Annotated in this window: 20 protein-coding genes; 6 read left to right on the plus strand and 14 right to left on the minus strand. The window is 44.3% G+C overall.

The window, feature by feature from the left end:
* Positions 1 to 525: 525 nt before the first annotated feature.
* Both QUA01_RS10985 and QUA01_RS10990 read right to left on the minus strand, forming a co-directional pair.
* Positions 526 to 1,305 carry a hypothetical protein gene (locus QUA01_RS10985; protein WP_333092382.1) on the minus strand — a complete coding sequence of 260 codons (780 nt, stop codon included), beginning with the start codon at positions 1,303 to 1,305 and terminating at the stop codon, positions 526 to 528.
* Between the two features lie 281 nt (positions 1,306 to 1,586).
* On the minus strand, positions 1,587 to 2,078 hold the full coding sequence (locus tag QUA01_RS10990) for a hypothetical protein (protein ID WP_333092383.1): 492 nt from the start codon (positions 2,076 to 2,078) through the stop codon (positions 1,587 to 1,589).
* Positions 2,079 to 2,101: 23 nt separating this feature from the next.
* On the opposite strand from QUA01_RS10990, the gene QUA01_RS10995 reads away from it, so the two are divergent.
* Both QUA01_RS10995 and QUA01_RS11000 read left to right on the plus strand, forming a co-directional pair.
* Positions 2,102 to 2,410: a nucleotidyltransferase family protein gene (locus QUA01_RS10995; protein WP_333092384.1), complete on the plus strand. Its 309-nt coding sequence runs from the start codon at positions 2,102 to 2,104 to the stop codon at positions 2,408 to 2,410.
* Positions 2,407 to 2,658, plus strand: a complete 252-nt coding sequence (locus QUA01_RS11000; protein WP_333092385.1) for a HepT-like ribonuclease domain-containing protein — start codon at positions 2,407 to 2,409, stop codon at positions 2,656 to 2,658. The genes QUA01_RS10995 and QUA01_RS11000 overlap by 4 nt, the downstream gene beginning before the upstream one ends.
* Positions 2,659 to 2,670: 12 nt before the next feature.
* Here QUA01_RS11000 and QUA01_RS11005 read toward each other — a convergent pair whose 3' ends face one another.
* Entirely contained in the window at positions 2,671 to 3,828 is a 1,158-nt protein-coding gene (locus QUA01_RS11005) for an RNA-guided endonuclease InsQ/TnpB family protein (protein WP_333092386.1), read from the minus strand.
* Between the two features lie 27 nt (positions 3,829 to 3,855).
* On the opposite strand from QUA01_RS11005, the gene QUA01_RS11010 reads away from it, so the two are divergent.
* The gene (locus QUA01_RS11010) at positions 3,856 to 4,017 is read left to right on the plus strand and encodes a HepT-like ribonuclease domain-containing protein (RefSeq protein WP_333092480.1); all 162 of its coding nucleotides are present in this window, start codon (positions 3,856 to 3,858) and stop codon (positions 4,015 to 4,017) included.
* Between the two features lie 250 nt (positions 4,018 to 4,267).
* Positions 4,268 to 4,633 carry a DUF72 domain-containing protein gene (locus tag QUA01_RS11015; protein ID WP_333092387.1) on the plus strand — a complete coding sequence of 122 codons (366 nt, stop codon included), beginning with the start codon at positions 4,268 to 4,270 and terminating at the stop codon, positions 4,631 to 4,633.
* Between the two features lie 177 nt (positions 4,634 to 4,810).
* Here QUA01_RS11015 and QUA01_RS11020 read toward each other — a convergent pair whose 3' ends face one another.
* The 10 genes from QUA01_RS11020 to QUA01_RS11065 form a co-directional block, all read right to left on the minus strand.
* Positions 4,811 to 5,293, minus strand: a complete 483-nt coding sequence (locus tag QUA01_RS11020) for an Hsp20/alpha crystallin family protein (protein ID WP_333092388.1) — start codon at positions 5,291 to 5,293, stop codon at positions 4,811 to 4,813.
* Positions 5,294 to 5,504: 211 nt separating this feature from the next.
* Positions 5,505 to 5,663: a hypothetical protein gene (locus QUA01_RS11025; RefSeq protein ID WP_333092389.1), complete on the minus strand. Its 159-nt coding sequence runs from the start codon at positions 5,661 to 5,663 to the stop codon at positions 5,505 to 5,507.
* A gap of 448 nt (positions 5,664 to 6,111) precedes the next feature.
* Positions 6,112 to 6,963 (minus strand): hypothetical protein, encoded by an 852-nt coding sequence (locus QUA01_RS11030; protein WP_333092390.1) that lies wholly within the window; start codon positions 6,961 to 6,963, stop codon positions 6,112 to 6,114.
* Positions 6,964 to 7,066: 103 nt separating this feature from the next.
* Positions 7,067 to 9,076, minus strand: a complete 2,010-nt coding sequence (locus QUA01_RS11035) for an AAA family ATPase (protein ID WP_333092392.1) — start codon at positions 9,074 to 9,076, stop codon at positions 7,067 to 7,069.
* Between the two features lie 178 nt (positions 9,077 to 9,254).
* Positions 9,255 to 9,467 carry a hypothetical protein gene (locus QUA01_RS11040; protein ID WP_333092393.1) on the minus strand — a complete coding sequence of 71 codons (213 nt, stop codon included), beginning with the start codon at positions 9,465 to 9,467 and terminating at the stop codon, positions 9,255 to 9,257.
* A gap of 16 nt (positions 9,468 to 9,483) precedes the next feature.
* Positions 9,484 to 9,963, minus strand: coding sequence for a nucleotidyltransferase domain-containing protein (locus QUA01_RS11045; RefSeq protein ID WP_333054123.1), 480 nt, complete (start codon positions 9,961 to 9,963; stop codon positions 9,484 to 9,486).
* On the minus strand, positions 9,947 to 10,519 hold the full coding sequence (locus tag QUA01_RS11050; RefSeq protein ID WP_333092394.1) for an SLATT domain-containing protein: 573 nt from the start codon (positions 10,517 to 10,519) through the stop codon (positions 9,947 to 9,949). Before QUA01_RS11050 ends, QUA01_RS11045 begins: the two co-directional genes overlap by 17 nt.
* Positions 10,520 to 10,682: 163 nt before the next feature.
* A complete protein-coding gene (locus QUA01_RS11055) occupies positions 10,683 to 11,588 on the minus strand; it encodes an S-4TM family putative pore-forming effector (RefSeq protein WP_333092396.1) in 906 nt (301 codons plus the stop codon).
* A gap of 35 nt (positions 11,589 to 11,623) precedes the next feature.
* Complete coding sequence (locus QUA01_RS11060; protein ID WP_333092397.1) at positions 11,624 to 12,628, minus strand: hypothetical protein; 1,005 nt, start codon at positions 12,626 to 12,628, stop codon at positions 11,624 to 11,626.
* Between the two features lie 198 nt (positions 12,629 to 12,826).
* A complete protein-coding gene (locus tag QUA01_RS11065; protein ID WP_333054127.1) occupies positions 12,827 to 13,177 on the minus strand; it encodes a hypothetical protein in 351 nt (116 codons plus the stop codon).
* Positions 13,178 to 13,439: 262 nt separating this feature from the next.
* Here QUA01_RS11065 and QUA01_RS11070 point away from each other — a divergent pair, with 262 nt between their 5' ends.
* Positions 13,440 to 13,916 carry a DUF1643 domain-containing protein gene (locus tag QUA01_RS11070; protein WP_333029205.1) on the plus strand — a complete coding sequence of 159 codons (477 nt, stop codon included), beginning with the start codon at positions 13,440 to 13,442 and terminating at the stop codon, positions 13,914 to 13,916.
* A 106-nt stretch (positions 13,917 to 14,022) separates the two neighbouring features.
* Here the strand turns inward: QUA01_RS11070 and QUA01_RS11075 are convergent, their stop codons facing one another.
* A complete protein-coding gene (locus tag QUA01_RS11075) occupies positions 14,023 to 14,415 on the minus strand; it encodes a DOPA 4,5-dioxygenase family protein (protein ID WP_333092399.1) in 393 nt (130 codons plus the stop codon).
* Between the two features lie 132 nt (positions 14,416 to 14,547).
* Here QUA01_RS11075 and QUA01_RS11080 point away from each other — a divergent pair, with 132 nt between their 5' ends.
* Positions 14,548 to 15,819: an alpha-L-fucosidase gene (locus tag QUA01_RS11080; RefSeq protein WP_333092400.1), complete on the plus strand. Its 1,272-nt coding sequence runs from the start codon at positions 14,548 to 14,550 to the stop codon at positions 15,817 to 15,819.
* Positions 15,820 to 15,867: the final 48 nt, after the last annotated feature.

Genomic DNA, 15,867 nt, shown 5'->3' on the forward strand with positions numbered 1-15,867 from the left:
CAGAGAGGAAGCATAAGCGCTAAGAAAGAATGTTTAAAGCTTATACCGCAGAGCTTACCCAGGTTTACCTAGGTTTTCACAAGCGGTTGGACGATCGGTGAAGCAACTGCCGGCAAAATATTGTTACTAACCACGATTGCTGCAATCCTGTTTCGCTTGTGGCAATCGTGGCCGCAGGAGTGGGTTTGGTTCGCTGTGCTGCCTCAATGCGCGTTTGTAGTGTTTGTTGGGGGATTAGTCGGCTGTACTTCCAAGTGGGGTGTTGAACGAACTGTTGCCCGCGACTGAGAATTTAAGGGTACTCAAGCAAGCACTCCAAGCCATCGCCCTCAATTTTTATCGAAGCGCGAAGGTTACACAGAGTGTTTGTGCAGAAGATTGAGTCTTGGGAAATAGGGCGATCGTCCGTCCCCTTTCTCTGCATTTATATGGCTCTCAAGATACGGGTAAAGCTAGATTTTGCGAACCAAATGACAGATTAACATTCGGTGTACTAGGTTTTTCAGACCAACCTTAACGCTGCATCTAGTTACTGAAACACACTTGAAGAGAACCCCCATTATCACCCAGTGCATTATCAGCATCATTGATTCTCATATCGACTGCATTAAAAGAGGCGGAAGAGAATGAATTAGGACTCTGAACCCATACAATTCCCTGTCCGCTACTCATCAACAAGACCCCAAAAGGAAACCTCTGGTCAAATTTGTATTGATTGTATGGTGCAAGCAACTCAGCATCGCGCCCAGTATGCCCAGAGGCTCCAACTGGAGCATAATTTTTAGCGTCAACACTCCACCCTCCACTAATGCTTGTAACTTTTGTAAATGCACGAGGTAGGTTAAATCTTTGCCATGCAGTTCTTGAATTTACAAAGACACAATGTGGTGCAGATGCCTTTTGTGCAGCAGTTTTTTGAGCTTGGCTATGGGGTTCGCCTCCATTTTTTTGAACAGCACTGTAATAAATATCTGCAAATCCATTGCACCTTGCTTTAAGAGGTTTTCCAATTATAGTATTGTGGTCTCTCGCGCATATACCGAGCATCCTGTTGTGAAATGCCTTATCGCATTCTTGCTGCGATTTACCTAAAGTGTCGTAGCACTGGTCATGTTCAACACAAGCTACATTAAATTGTCGGCTGGAGATAGGACTCAGAACATAACGTAGAGCTGTGTATGACCAACCGCTTCCGCATCCAGCAGGTTGTGCATTTGCTGGTGAAAAGATAGCGGTTCCTAGAGTAACACTTCCCGTAAGTACGAAAGTAGCAACAGCAGTAAAATTACCTATTTTCTTATACATATTTAATCTTTTATTTAGTTAATAGTGCTAGTCGTCTATTGCCCATTTTTGACCGGCTCGCGCGATTCAGCAGATAAACTGGCTATCCTGGCGCCGATATTCCTTGCAACCAAAACAAATTCATTCCTCTGATCAAAATACCAACACCAACAGTAAAATCAGGATAATTGCAGCAGCTCTTTTCCTTCTTCCATAACAGACACCAGCAAAGCCAATTTCCCCAACTGACTTCCCATCGCTCTACAACCAATAAAACCAACGATCGCCCAATTCCCGCCAGCCTACACCGCATCATCCATCCATCCGCATTCTCGGCAATCCCAATGCACCGGGGGTATTTCGTACTTGGGGAACTGATGCGAGCACTGGGGACATCGCCCGGTAAACAAGGGGTGCGTGTCCAGCAATTCCAATTGTTCCTCCAGCGTCCACCGCTGCCTCGGTTGCAGGATGAGTTCGCCGTTGTAGTAACTCGCACCTTCGGGTTCCCACAGTTCATCGGGTTCGGCGTTAGGGTCTGCTCGAAAGTCAATGCAAGTGTTGGTGTTAGGGCCTGCGGGATGGACGGCACAGATGAGGTGTGGGTTGTGGGCAAAGAGGAGACAGCGATCGCATTCGGGGATTTTGGGCATGGCGGGTCTGTGGGGTTGGAGTTTGGGTTTAGTTTCTCGCAAATCGGTGTTGGTGGCGATCGCAAATGGCGTTGTGTAGCGAGAGTGGGCGTTACTGGATTTCTGAAAGTGCCAGACTAGAAATAGCGATGAGGGCACCATTTTAAGGTGTTGAGGAGGGCTTGATGGAAAAAACAGGATTAGGCATTCAAGAATTACTGTATTGCGAGCGATCGCAAATTCTAGCAATTGCCCAAAAACACGGAGCCTACAACGTGCGCGTATTCGGTTCAGTAGCGCGGGGCGAAGCGACACAAGAAAGCGATATTGATTTGTTAGTGGATTACGATTTAGAGAAAATTACGCCTTGGTTTCCAGGTGGACTATTGCTCGATCTAGAACAACTACTCAATCGTAAGGTTGATATCGCCACAGTAGATATGTTGAAAGAACGCATTCGGGAGCGCGTTTTGCAGGAAGCTGTACCGCTATGAGACGAGAACCGGAACGGCTGCAAGATATATTAGAGGCAATAGCTGCAATTGAACGATATGCAAGCCTTGGCAGGCAGGCATTTGACAACCAAGAATTGATTCAAATTTGGATTGTTCATCACCTCCAGATTATTGGAGAAGCAACAAATGCGTTATCGTCCGAGTTGACTAGCCGATATTCGTCCGTGCCTTGGGCGCAAATTGTAGCGTTTAGAAATCTGGTAGTGCGTAAGCTTACTCCGCCCTAGAAGGGCGAAGCTTTAGCCACAGAACTGAGATATCGGAAACAAAGGCATTTGCCCCTGCAATTGACAACTCAGTCCCGGACTTTCGGGACTGCTTACAAACGAAGCCCCCAAAGCAGCAATATTCAAAGCAGCATTTAAATCAGCATCATGTTCAAACCCACAATGTCCACACTTAAAAACCTTACCATTCCGATAGGATTTACCCTTGATTGGGTGAATATGTCCGCATCGGGAACAGGTTTGACTTGTGTAGGCGGGTGGAACAAATACAAGTAATACACCAGCAATATTCGCCTTGTACCCCACAAACAACCGCAATTGGTAAAACGCCCAATTGTTAGTCCTACGGCGTTCTGTTTTGCTTCTAGGTTTCTCGTTGAGATTATCTCTAATCCCCGTCAAATCCTCAAAAGCCAACGCTGCACCCAGTTGTTTTGCACTACTGATAAGTTGCCTAGAAATATTGTGATTCAACCACTTCTGAAAACGATGTTCTTTGCCAAAAAGCCTTCTCATCAGGCGACGAGCCGAACGAGTGCGTTTGCTTTGAATATTCGCTCTGACCTTACTGTAACGGTCACGAACCGATTGAATCTGCTTGCCACTCCAAGTTTCACCTGTGGAAGTGGTAGCTATATCTCGCCTGCCCAAATCCACCCCAATTACTTTTGGGGTTTTACCAGTGGATTCAGTGGGCAGATAAACACAGATATTGATGTAGTAGTCGCCCCTTCTCGTTTTGTTGAGTGTAGCCGCAGTTGGAGATTGCCCTTTAAGCAATGCCAATTGATAGTTACCAATACTCAACTTGAACTTAACTCGACCACACATCAAGGTAACGCCAACAGTTTGCAACTCTTCAATGTATTGAAAAGTCCGCACATCCAAGCTAATCGATGTTGGTTTGAACCGATGGATCTGCTTAACTGCTTTGGCGTTACCAATCACGCGACGAATTGCTTGACACACATGGTTTGCCTTCAAACCCGTAGCCTCGCGCACAGGCTTATAAACCTTGTGGTGAAGCTTTGTTGTATTCCAACAATCCTCGCTTCTTGCTACCTCCAATATCTGATTACAAGCATCGGCAAATCCCTGCAAAGTGCGGTCAATTTCACACCGTAACTCTACAGTAACTGGAAGCTTACATTTAACAGATATTGTCTGCATTAGATTGAGTTAATTACTCATCCCATTATATCATGTAAAGCCGTCGTAGAACGGCGGGGTTTCAGACCCAGAGGACTTGATGAATATTTTCGAGTGTCGCTGAACCTAGTTTGGGCCATCGTACAGAATAATTTACCACCGCTGAAGGTAACAGTAGAACAGATTTTAGAGGAGTTGCTAGATACGTGAGTTCAGGACTATTATTTGGAACGATCGCTCTTTGGGTGTTTTGCCGTTCAAGCTCCTATTAATTTCCTCACTCCTTCAAGATAGAAAAGCCTGAGACGTTCGCCCAAAGCAGTAAAGTTAGGTTCGCTGTTTAAAGGAGTCCTTAATAGTTCAACTTGCTTTCTCTATTTTTAGCTGATTGATAGAGTGCGGTAGCGATGCGGGCCGACTACACTTAAATTCACACGCTTATTGGTGGAGTAAAAAGGCGATGGTTGTTCGCATCGGTACTTCAGGTTGGAGTTACGACCATTGGGAAGGTGTGCTCTACCCCCACCAGCTACCGCCTCGCTCCCGACTCGATTGCTACATCCAGCACTATCAAACCGTCGAAGTTAACAGCACCTACTACCGCTGGCCGCCAAATGCTACCTTCGCTAACTGGCAGCAGCGCCTCCCCCCAGAATTTCTGATGACTCTAAAAGCGCCCCGCCCCGTGGTTTACTCCAAGCGTCTTTATTCGCCACAGAAGTGGGTGGAACAGAGGATTGAGGGATTTCAATGCCCCTGGACGAGATCGATTGGTATTCTGCTCGTCGTGCACATCGACTGTATTTACGGGAAACCTGCCTTGTAAGCGTTACTGAAACCACTGCGGGTTCAAGTGGTTTTTCGCTCGGCTTCCCCAAATAAAAAATACCGAGAGCAATGGTCGCTCCCGGTATCAGCTTTTCCAGTTCCGTTGTTGTTAAGTAAATCCAATCAGGCTCAATGAAAGGAAAATTTGCCTCACTCAATTAAGCACAGCCGACCGTTATTGGTTAGCCTGTTCCAAAGCTGGATTCGTTGAAGTTCCAGCAATTTCGGCTAAGTTAATCTTGACGACTTTATTGCGAGCTTCAGTCACTTTGGGTAGCGTTAGCGTTAGAATGCCATCTTTGTATTCAGCTTGCACAGAGTCGTTTTGAATGGGTGCGGGCAAGGGAAGTACCCGATGGAATTTGCCATAGCGGAATTCAGAGCGGACATAGCCAGATTTCTCGTTTGTGTTTTCGTAGCGGCGTTCGCCAGAAATAGAAATTGCTTCACGGGTCACTTGAACGTCAATATCTTTGGGGTCAATTCCGGGCAGTTGCGCTTTTAATACGAAGTTGTCCCCAGCATCAGCCAATTCTAGAGCGGGCATCCAAGCGGTTTCTGAGTTATCTCTCGTTGTTACCAGTTGGTCAAAAACTTTATCCAGTTGTTGGCGGATGGTTTCAATTTCCGTGAAGGGTTGCCAAGAGCGCATCAACATAATCTGTCACCTCAAAAATTGGTAATGCTTTATGAGTTTGTTTGGGTTGAAGCTCATTGCTTACAGTTATTATGATGCCGCTTCCCAAGTGGGAGGAACAGTCAGGAGAACCCAACCCAGTTAGTCGTATTTGCCAGAATAAGTGCGAAAAAATCAGAATTAATTGGCATTGAAGAAAACCGTACAAAGCTATTCCTAGAAACCGAAAATGCTATGGGAACGCCATGAGCTTGCCTCGTCCGTTCTGCACGGCACGAGCGTCGGGGGAAGTATCGTCGGTGTTGCCAACCGTACCAAAAATGCGGTGCGGGTGATGTGTAGCAGTGGTAAGGATGTACAGAGCCGGCAATTGCTGCTTTCCCATAGCCATCGCTATATGAGGACGATCGGATAATCCCAGTCTTAAAAACAAAGTTTTGATATAGCTAGCTGCGGGAGTGGGAGTCCCACATTAACGCCTCCACAAGCGGGGTGTTACCCACAGCTAGCTAACAAATCCTCCCAAGCAGTAATTCAAAACAGCCAAGACACCTTCATTGTCTAAGGACTAGCGTGTCACCTGCTTGAGAATGCCTAGTAAAATGTTATGCAGAAACAGAAAGTAATAGATACCGAAAGCAGCCAAGCCCCCTAAAAGCATTACTGGAGATTGCCGAAACTGGGCTATACCAATGAAAACACCAAGGAAAATTGACACAAGGATAGCGGTCTGAAGATCGAACATGAGGAAAAAGGCTCCTTTCTGTGAAACTATTGCAATCCAGCATAGGTGGACTGCCCAAGCGTTAGAGGCAATGCGATCCAGATTTGAAGTTTTATTAAGCTTTGCGGTAAATGCCGCCTGCCCCATCCGTGCAAAGCAATTCCCCTTTGTGCCATGCCCAGCCGTGCAAATTGCGGCTAGCTGACACTCCTAAACTCAGTGCTTCCCACAGCGACTTGTTGTAGGCGACCAATTGCTTGCCGAGCAATGGGTCATTTTTTGCCTCAATTTGGCACGTCCACATAACCATCCCAATCCAAGAAAAAGAAACTTTGTGCCAAACCAAGTTTGTTTTTAATCTCTGCTCCTCTGCCTTCTTAAGTTCTGGGTAAGTGCCATCAAACTGGACTCGATCCAGAAGTTGAGTGTACTGCTTACCTACTTGCCTCCACTTTTTCATCGGAACGTCATAGTAGGGTTCCAGGCATACAGAGAAAGAACTGTCCGCATCTTCTTTTAAAGTCTCTGCAAATAAATCAAAGGCTGATTGAAATGGATATTGTCTCAGGCTAGCTTGGTGAAAAAATTTGTACGAAGAATGGGCGGATGCCCCGGGAAAAGGCTCCACATAACTCGTGTTTTGAAGTTCGGTGTGGAGTTTTTTGACATATTTTTCGGCAACTTCGCAAAGCTCCCACCGAGATTTGTACTCATTAACGCAGCAGTTCATTAACTCAGCTTTTCGTTGAGAAATCTCTTGCCGTTTTACAGCTTCCTCAAGCGGGTAATAGTCCTGAACAAGCCACTTTGATTTCCAGCACTCAGCCAAAAGAATCTGGGTTTTTCTTGCTTTGTGCCATTCCTCTATCTGAGCTGGTGTCTTAGCTTGCTGTAGGAGGAGATCGCTGGGCAAGCTAGCTATAAGTTGGGCAATTTGTTCATTTATTTCAGGGATTTTTTGATTCATTAGGTAATTCGAGATAAAGTGGAGGACTTCGGACGGCACAGACTAAGCGGGGATTGCAGGCAAGCGAAAGTTTGAGCATGGCGGATGGGTTGGGGGTTTGGTTTTAGTTTCTCCCAAAACCCGGGTGTTGGGAGCGATCGCACTCGCGTCTATCCAGCGCTGCCTTACCTTTGTCAAGGATACCTCGCAAAAATTGGGCTAGATCGGCAAAGTGTTCTGGGTTATTTTCAAGCAGCCATTCCGTGAGCATTAGTGAGTGCGAGGTTTTTTTAAACTTGACCCGCGCTTCTGATAAATCGGCAAATAGCGCATCGAGGACTTTTGCAGCATCAATTTTGCCAATCCATTCGGCATTACCTAGATGTTTTGAAGTATCGTCTTTTGAACGCTGAGTATTGGGTTTTGGGAAGTAATTCTTATTTAATTTATGGGTTTCGAGCCGTTCTCGAACTTCTTCGCCGCTAACAGGTTGTTCTCGCCCCGCATCTTCACGATTGAGTGCGGCTGCTATAGCATCGGGATGGAGCAGGTAATTTTCATACATTCGCCTGTTCAAAAATTCAACCGGGTGCTGGCTTCTTTTCTGCAAATCCTTCATCTCCTCTTCATCCCTATCTTCCCGGTCAAACAGAAATCCTATAGCAGGAGGGTACAAATTATTGCCGCCGCTAAGCCGTTTGTATAAATCAAACATCACATCAACAAAGCGAGCCTTTTTTCCCAATAAATCGCCCGTGTTTTTGATGCTGATGATTTTAGTGCCTTTCAAGAGTTTTGGCTCTAACTTGTCCAACACGAGCGGAAAGCACAGTTCCTCGGTCGGCCCTTCCACCCATAGGATGTTATCTGCGCCGAAAACGTCAGACAAACTGACTCCCAGTTCGGCTAATAGAGAGCGCTGTTCCTTAATATCTTTTGCATTCATCATTGATGCTTGGGTTTTGCCGTCCTCATATCGAAGTTTCACAATAGTTGAGGGATTGGCAGCAGCAATAATCTCTGCCGAATGAGTGGCAATAAAATATTGGTGTTGCGGAAACTCCTTGAGGATTTGTATCAGCTTCTTGGCCGCCCCTGGATGCAAATAAGATTGGGGTTCGTCAATGATAATCGGTCTGGGTTCTGGGGAAGCCAGTACCGCGTAAAGAATCGCCAGCACTTGACCGGTACCAGTCCCGCAGTCTGACAAGGAAAATGCCAAGTCTTCTCTACCGCTTTCGAGAGATTTTGTAGGCCAAAGTAATATTTTAAGGTCTGGAGGCTGACGAGTTTGCTTCGATAAAATTTTAGTTGAAACCCATTCAAACTGTGGAAACATGGTAGAGACGTGCTGATTGAAACTTTGGTACAGCTTTCTTTTACTGGGCGATTCCAATAAATGAATAACTTCAGCTAGGTTTGAAGCCCTTGAATTAAGCTCTTCATCGTTTCCAACAGAGCAGTCTCCAACAAACCGCTGGGCTTGCAATTGGGAAACGCGCTCTCTGAATGTGTGAAAAAGCGTTACAAAAAAATCTTCCTCTGTATAACTAGAATCTGTTTCATTAGTTCCTTGGTCTAAGGAAAAACGACCGCTCGCGTCTTTTCTGAGAATATTTTTGTTTCGGTTTCTTGAAGAGCCTATAGTAAATTTTTCGGGTCGATAGTCAGTTAATTTTATAGCCGGATCTAAATCTTTGATTGAAATGTCATCCCGGTTTACTGAATTAGCCGTTAATTTTGAAACACTTAACTCTACATCGCTGGGATTGTCCATCCACTTTTGGAATAAAGCAAGCAGTTCGTCGGATGCGGGCAAATACGAATTGCCAGCCGAAGACAATCCTACATAGCAGTTGGGTGATAAATCATCGAAGAAACGATTAATTTCTGCTTTTGTGAAAATTAAAGTTAATTTAGCGGTAGATTCTCGGTTCGGCGTTGAATTGGGTTGCGGGAACGTTTCGATAGTGCGGTGCGAGCTTGTCTCAAAGCTCAGGCTCAAAGCTTCCAGCAGCGCTGTTTTTCCTGAATTGTTGGCTCCCACAATAATGTTGATGCCGGGTTGGAATTCTAACACTCCAGAATCGCGGAATGATTTGTAATTAAGTAACTGGAAACGGGAGATGTACATAAGTGTTTTTGAGGAAACGATACTTGAGCGCTCCGATCCTGGTGCGGTAGCGATGCGGGCCGACTACACTTAAATTCAAACACAAACACAGCCTAGTTGGAGTAACAAGGCGATAATTGTTCGCATCAGCATTTCAGGTTGGAGTTACGCCCATTGGAAAGGTTGGCTTTATTCCCACCTACCGCCTCGCACAGAGTTCGATCGCTACATTCAGCAATATCCAACAGTCGAAGTTAATAGCACCTGCTACCGCAGAGATTAACAGCAAGACTGAAACGACAAGAGCGATGATCGAGAAGCGCAGAGCGAGCGATCGCGGAACCGTGATTGCAGCCTTCGAGATTTCACAACCAATCCCCTCTGATTGTTTGCAGATCCAATCACCGGACACAGATACTCTTTGCAGTTTATCGATTACTTAACTTTGTTCCGTGCATTGGAATTGTTATGCAGTCTTGAATATCTTTAACTCTGATCCAGTTATTCAACTCTTGGTTGATATGTTTTTCGTAATCAAGCGTGGTCACTGGCACCAGCATATTCTGGACAAGAATGTGTTCGACATTGGACATCCAGCCAGTATTTATAACCCACCTGCCATTGATCTTATTCTCTGGGTTCCCCATAACTTCAATAGTATAGCCCTCTATAACAGCTTGGAAGAAGGTGGATCTAACGTTTTCTGCTTCAGAGTGAGATACTTTTGCTTTCGTATATTTCTCTAGCCTACCAAAAATCAATACTACACCCTCGTTACTTGTAATAATATCAATGTCATTAGTAGATGGTAGGCAATCTCTCAAATATAGATTACAACCACCCACTATCGCCCATAAACAGTTCAATCCATCTAAGTGCTGAACTATTTCTTTAACTGTAGATATCATGTCGTTTTTCCTCTTCTTCAAACGAGTATTTTGACACATCTTTGTTTCCAGATTTTGCTCTCATTTTCGCAATCTTTCCCCAGGACACTGATGACAAATGAGGTGAGTCACGGTTGATATCGTTCAATTGTTCTCGGTACTTTTGAACTACCAGTCTGGCTTGTTCTATTGTTGAGTCATCTGGAAAATCTGTCTTCCAATTTTTGCATGCTCTCCAGAGCGTATGGTATCTCTTAGCTGCCTGTTCGTGAGTAGCAGCCTTATCTTTGAATCGAAAAACATGTTCAACGATTGTCAGCACAGATACAATAATAGCTAACACCGTAGGTGTTGCCTTTACTATAGAATTGTCTTTGGGAAGAAAACCCTCGAATTGAGTGCTTAATAACCAAGCTGTTATGACGGTGAGTCCGAATGACTGGAAATAGTAGAGTATATTTGCTTTTTCATAATAGTCGTCAGCAAGGTCGAAGTGCGCTCGCTTGGAATCATGACAATCCACTAGATGCCGTTGGAACTCATCTTCTATTTGTTGATATAACGAATCAGTATTCATAAGATGTACTACAAACGCACTATTTTGTATTCATGTTCCGTGCAGCACTGCTTCATAATGGGCGTGCTTACCGAACGCAGATGATCTTGATCTTAGCAAGGAAACCAACCATTTTGGAACGTTGCAGTGCAGCGTGTTTGTTATACCGTGCCAATCAACTGTGTCAAGGGTTTTGCGTCAATTGCTGAACTAAAGATTCAGCAATTTTATTCATTTGTTCCTCATCTTTGTTCCTCAATCGTGAATAAAGCCAGTCCATAATAAGTGGACTGCGCCGCCGATTATCATAAATTTGCGTTTGCAGGCTGTATGATTCTCTCTCAAGGTCTTGTGGAGTGTACCTTCCACTGATTACCTCTTGGACAAGTACCTCTGCGTTTTCTCTCAGCCGATCAAGTCTGGTAGCAGCTTCGTTATGTTCAGTGTATTGACGTAATCCAAAGACGAAAGCTGGAATTAATGGAACTAGAACAGCCAGTAGGAACTTTTCAAGGGTTAAGCCTCCAATCAAACCGATCAGAAGAACAATCATTGTCAAAGAAACCAAGATAATGATTATCCATTTAGAGTAACGGCGACGCAATTGAGCATCCCACCTAATGTTAGAACGTTGACAAATAATTCGTGCTTGATGAATTGGCAACTGCCCAACACTAACTGGATACCAATCCTGGAGTTTTGTAAAGTCTATATTTTTACGTTTATATCTATTAGAAGCATCAATAATCGTTTCTGGCTCAACACGAAATCCACAGTTTAGCCTGGCCCAATTGAACTGAAGAATCTCACAGTCAAATAGCTGTTGAATCTTTGCAGCTTTCTCCTGGATAGATTTTTGTAACCGTGAAAATACGAGAAGTTCCAGGAATGTAGCAATAATTCCCCACAAAGCAGCATAGACAGCGAGTGCAGGAAATAGAGCAACCAAGATCGACCATGCAATCACTACTGGTACACTAATGATAAGGCTGATTATTTGTAAGTTTTTTGCGTCAGAATAAAGTTGACGCTGTGCAGATAATAGCTCTAACTTACGTTGAAGATTTTGTTCTTGAGGAATAATATTCATGGGTAATTATCTAAATCTTTAACTGAGATGGTTTCTCAAGTATAAATTGGAAAATTTAATCCAAAGATTTCGCCCCATTTTGCAATAGAAAGCTTGTGATCACCGTCATCTTCTAAAGCTCTAGCTTTTGTAGCTCTCAAATAATCAAGAGCTGCTCTTTTGGAAATTTTATCTTGATCCTCACGGCTTAGTTGATTAATATTGCCCTGAATTCCTTTAGGATCGTCAACCGGATAAAAAATTGCAGTATGAATGTATTGCAAGATACCAGGAACTTCTAAATCCAGATATCCAGATGCTTTTGTGTCCTGTTTAGAGTAGAAATCAAGAATCATGTTTTCAATTAGATATGAAGACATTGATGGCATAGTTAATCTTTTATTCCAATATTTCATCAATCTGATTGCATTCAATACCTTGCCGTTGTGGCATTGATTGATATTGGTTACTCGTTGCCTGTCGATTCTTGGATCGGTTTTTTTCCAATGTCCATTACCATCTGGAATAAGGTAGTAATCTTTGTTAAAATAGTCCTTTTGTGTAAAAAAGCAAGGCACAAGGTCGAAAGTCCAAGGATAACTTTTTAAATTGAGAGTAGCTGCCTCCATGTTGCGCTTGATCTCAGCTTTCTCGTACTGTGGAACTTGATCGAGCAGACTTATAAATTTATTGATTACTTTCCGTGAATTCAGAATGTTTGTCTTTTCCCAACAAAGTCCTTTTAGTCTATATGCAGCATCAGAGACATAAAGAATCTCAATCCTATCATTGAATTCGTGGTAGACACTTCCTTCAGCACTCAAAGCAATCATTATATCAATGTCATCTAGCTCTCTCTTTTTAGTTCGTCGGGCAAACGAACCCATAAATATATCTTTTTCTGAGTACAAACTTGGAAAAATAGAGTTTTTGTTAGGGAATGTGTGAATTTGAGATAAAAGCCAATCTCGACTATCTCTTGCTAACTTAGTTTGTTCGGGATCTAGATTAACATAATCACTCTGAAAAACTTTAAAAGCTTCATTAACGGTTCTAACCATTTTTATTAGAAGGTATTGGAACTGAAAAGATTGCTCCAAATTTAGCTATTGTTTTACTCTGTTCGTAAGGGTTTAATGTGGATTTCTTTATATCCTAGCTTCTGAATGTGTATATATTTACTGGCAGGAAGTAGGGATAACCTCACCCTTGTCAATTTGGTCTGACGAACCAGATAACTGACAGCATCCGCTAGCACCTCACACCGAATCATCCATCCACCCGCACTCCGCACAATCCCAATGCACCGGGGGCTTCTCGTATGGGGGGAACGGATGCGAGCACTGGGGACATCGCCCGGTAAACAAGGGGTGCGTGTCCAGCAGTTCCAATTGTTGCTCTGGTGTCCACCGCTGCCTCAGTTGCAAGATGAGTTCGCCGTTGTAGTAGCTTGCACCTTCTGGTTCCCACAGTTCATCGGGTTCGGCGTTAGGGTTTTCTCGAAAGTCAATGCAAGTGTCGGTGTTGGGGCCTGCGGGATGGACTGCACAGACTAAGTGGGGGTTGCGGGCGTACAAGAGACAGCGATCGCACTCAGGGATTTTGGGCATAGCGGCGGTGTTGGGGTTTTGGTCTGGGTTTAGTTTCCCAAAAATTGAGGTGTTGGGAGCGATCGCAAAGCAGCGGGTCGTGGTAATCTGCTTATCAGAGAATGGATAAATAGTAGTGTTTATTGCCTAAATGATGAGGATATAGAGTCCCTCCCTTGGACATTTTATTGAATTCGATGGGCGATAGAAGCAGCCTTTTAATATTTGGATATTTTACTAATAATCAATAGAAGAGTTTCTGGGGTGCTTAGGTGAAACAACTATGAGAAAAGGTGCAGTGATAGACTTAATCGGGAGCTACCGCTACTCGTTATGGAGGGAGTGGGATATTAATGCTCCAAGGGTCGTTTTTGTTATGCTTAATCCCAGTCGTGCGGATGCAACTACTGATGATCCCACCTTGCGTCGCTGCATCAGTTTTGCTCAGTCTTGGGGTTATGGTTCGCTTGAAGTGGTTAACCTATTTGCTTACCGCTCTTCAAAACCCACAGAACTAAAAAAGGTAACTGACCCCGTAGGGTCAGAAAATGACCGCTATCTCGAAAAAGCTGTAAAATCAGCGGATAAAATTATTGTAGCTTGGGGTAATAATGGCATTTTTAAAAACCGATGTAAAGAGGTTCTCGATTGGCTAACTAGCTTAGATACACTCTACTGTTTGGGAATTACCCAGAGAGGTTGTCCACGCCATCCACTGTATGTTAAGAGTAACACAAAGCCTGTATTTTATCGATTTTAAATTAACTGAGGTTTGTTAGGTTTTAGATAAATATCAGACAAGTGCTAACTTGTCAAGGTTTTATTAAGTTCAATCTTAGACTAAGTTGCAGTATGAATATTATCGGTCATGGTATTGATATTGTTGAAATCAAACGAATTAAAGAAATAATAGATAGGTTCGGAAATCGTTTTGAAATGCGATGCTTTACAGAGGCAGAATGTATGGCGGCTGGAGCTGGTCTCAACCATAGCCCGTCCCCTGTTTCGGGATGGACAAGAATATCTAACCCCTCGCGGTGGAGCATCAACCAAGGAACGACTTTGCCAAACTGCGGGGGTAAAAACGCAACTTGATACATCGCTTGCGGGTGGGGGCCTATGGGTTTGTCGTGCCAACGGCCTAGCTGCACCTCAAACTGAGCCAATCCTTCGCGCACGCGCGCTGCTGCATCGCGGCTATCACTGTCGAAGTAAATATGTGCGTGAAAACCAACAATTTCGATGGTGTCTGCTTTCATGATTTTCAGTGGGGTATTATGGAGAGGTTCATTGCAGCCAAATCCAACAAAGAAGTATACCCTAGCTTATTAATTTTACCTGCGAGTAAACATTACTCTTTCACAATACCGCCTATATTTTAGGGTGAACCAATGACTCAAGAAAATAACTGGTTTGAGACAGCACGATTGGGAATGTTTGTTCATTGGAGCCATAGCAGCCAGTGCGGGTACGAAGTATCTTGGCCGTTGGTCGGAGGCGTCTTTAGCCTGCCCTACTGCCAAGATGTCCCGGTAGCAGACTATCACCGCACCGCCCAAACTTTCAATCCGACTGAATACGACCCTCAAACTTGGGCGCATTTAGCAAAACGCTTGGGGATGCAGTATGTGATTTTGACGGCTAAACATCATGATGGGTTTTCCTTATTTCATACCCAGCAATCCGATTTTTCTATCGAGTATGCGCCATACAAAAAAGATATTGTCCGAGAATTTGTGGAGGCGATGCGGGCGGAGGGTTTGCGAATTGGGTTGTATTTTTCCTTAATTGATTGGCATTACCCTGACTACCCGGCTTTTACAGAAGCCGACAAACCGTATCAGTTTGGGAAGTTTCGACAGCCGACGAGTTCTCAGTGGGAGCGCTACCTAGAATTTATGTTCGCTCAAGTCACAGAATTGTTGAGCAACTACGGAAAGATTGACTTGCTGTGGTTTGATGGCGGTTGGGAGCGAAAGCCAGAGGAATGGCAAGCTAGAGAGCTACATGAAATGATTCGCTCGCTGCAACCGCATTTGCTAATCAACGATCGCCTCCCTGGATTTGGAGACTTCGATACCTGCGAGCAATTTATTCCCGCCCAACCGCCTCAACGTACTTGGGAAGCTTGTCTAACTCTGAATGAAAGCTGGGGTTACAACCCGAATGACACCCACTTCAAGTCAGCTCGCCAACTTATTCATACCCTCTGTGAAGTTGCAGGTAAAGGCGGCAATCTGCTGTTGAATGTCAGTCCCACGGGCAACGGGCAGATTCAATCCGAACAATTGGATTTGTTGCAATCCGTAGAAGCATGGATGGCTGTCCATGCCCAAAGCATTGTAGGAACACTGCCTGGACTGGAACCTTGGCAATTCTATGGCCCTTCTACTCGGCGGGGCAATCGCTTTTACTTGTTCTTGCTAATGAAACCCTACGAGTCAGTAACAGTACGAGGTGTACCCATTAAACGGATTCAAGCCGTTTCTTTCGTCGCTGGAGGGGAATCATTACAATACTCAACTCGCTGTGCCATTGTCGATTCTATGTTAAGTGCCGATCCTCTTGGGGAGTTAACGATTCAAGTGTCTGAAGAAGCTCTCAATCCCTATGCTACGGTGATTGCAGTTGATATTGCTCCAGCCAACGATAACGATACTTAAAGGAAGATGTAACCAGTGTAGCGATCGCACTTTTTCACTTCTTACACC

The organism is Microcoleus sp. S36a_B3 (assembly GCF_036700745.1).
Taxonomy (GTDB): domain Bacteria; phylum Cyanobacteriota; class Cyanobacteriia; order Cyanobacteriales; family Microcoleaceae; genus Microcoleus.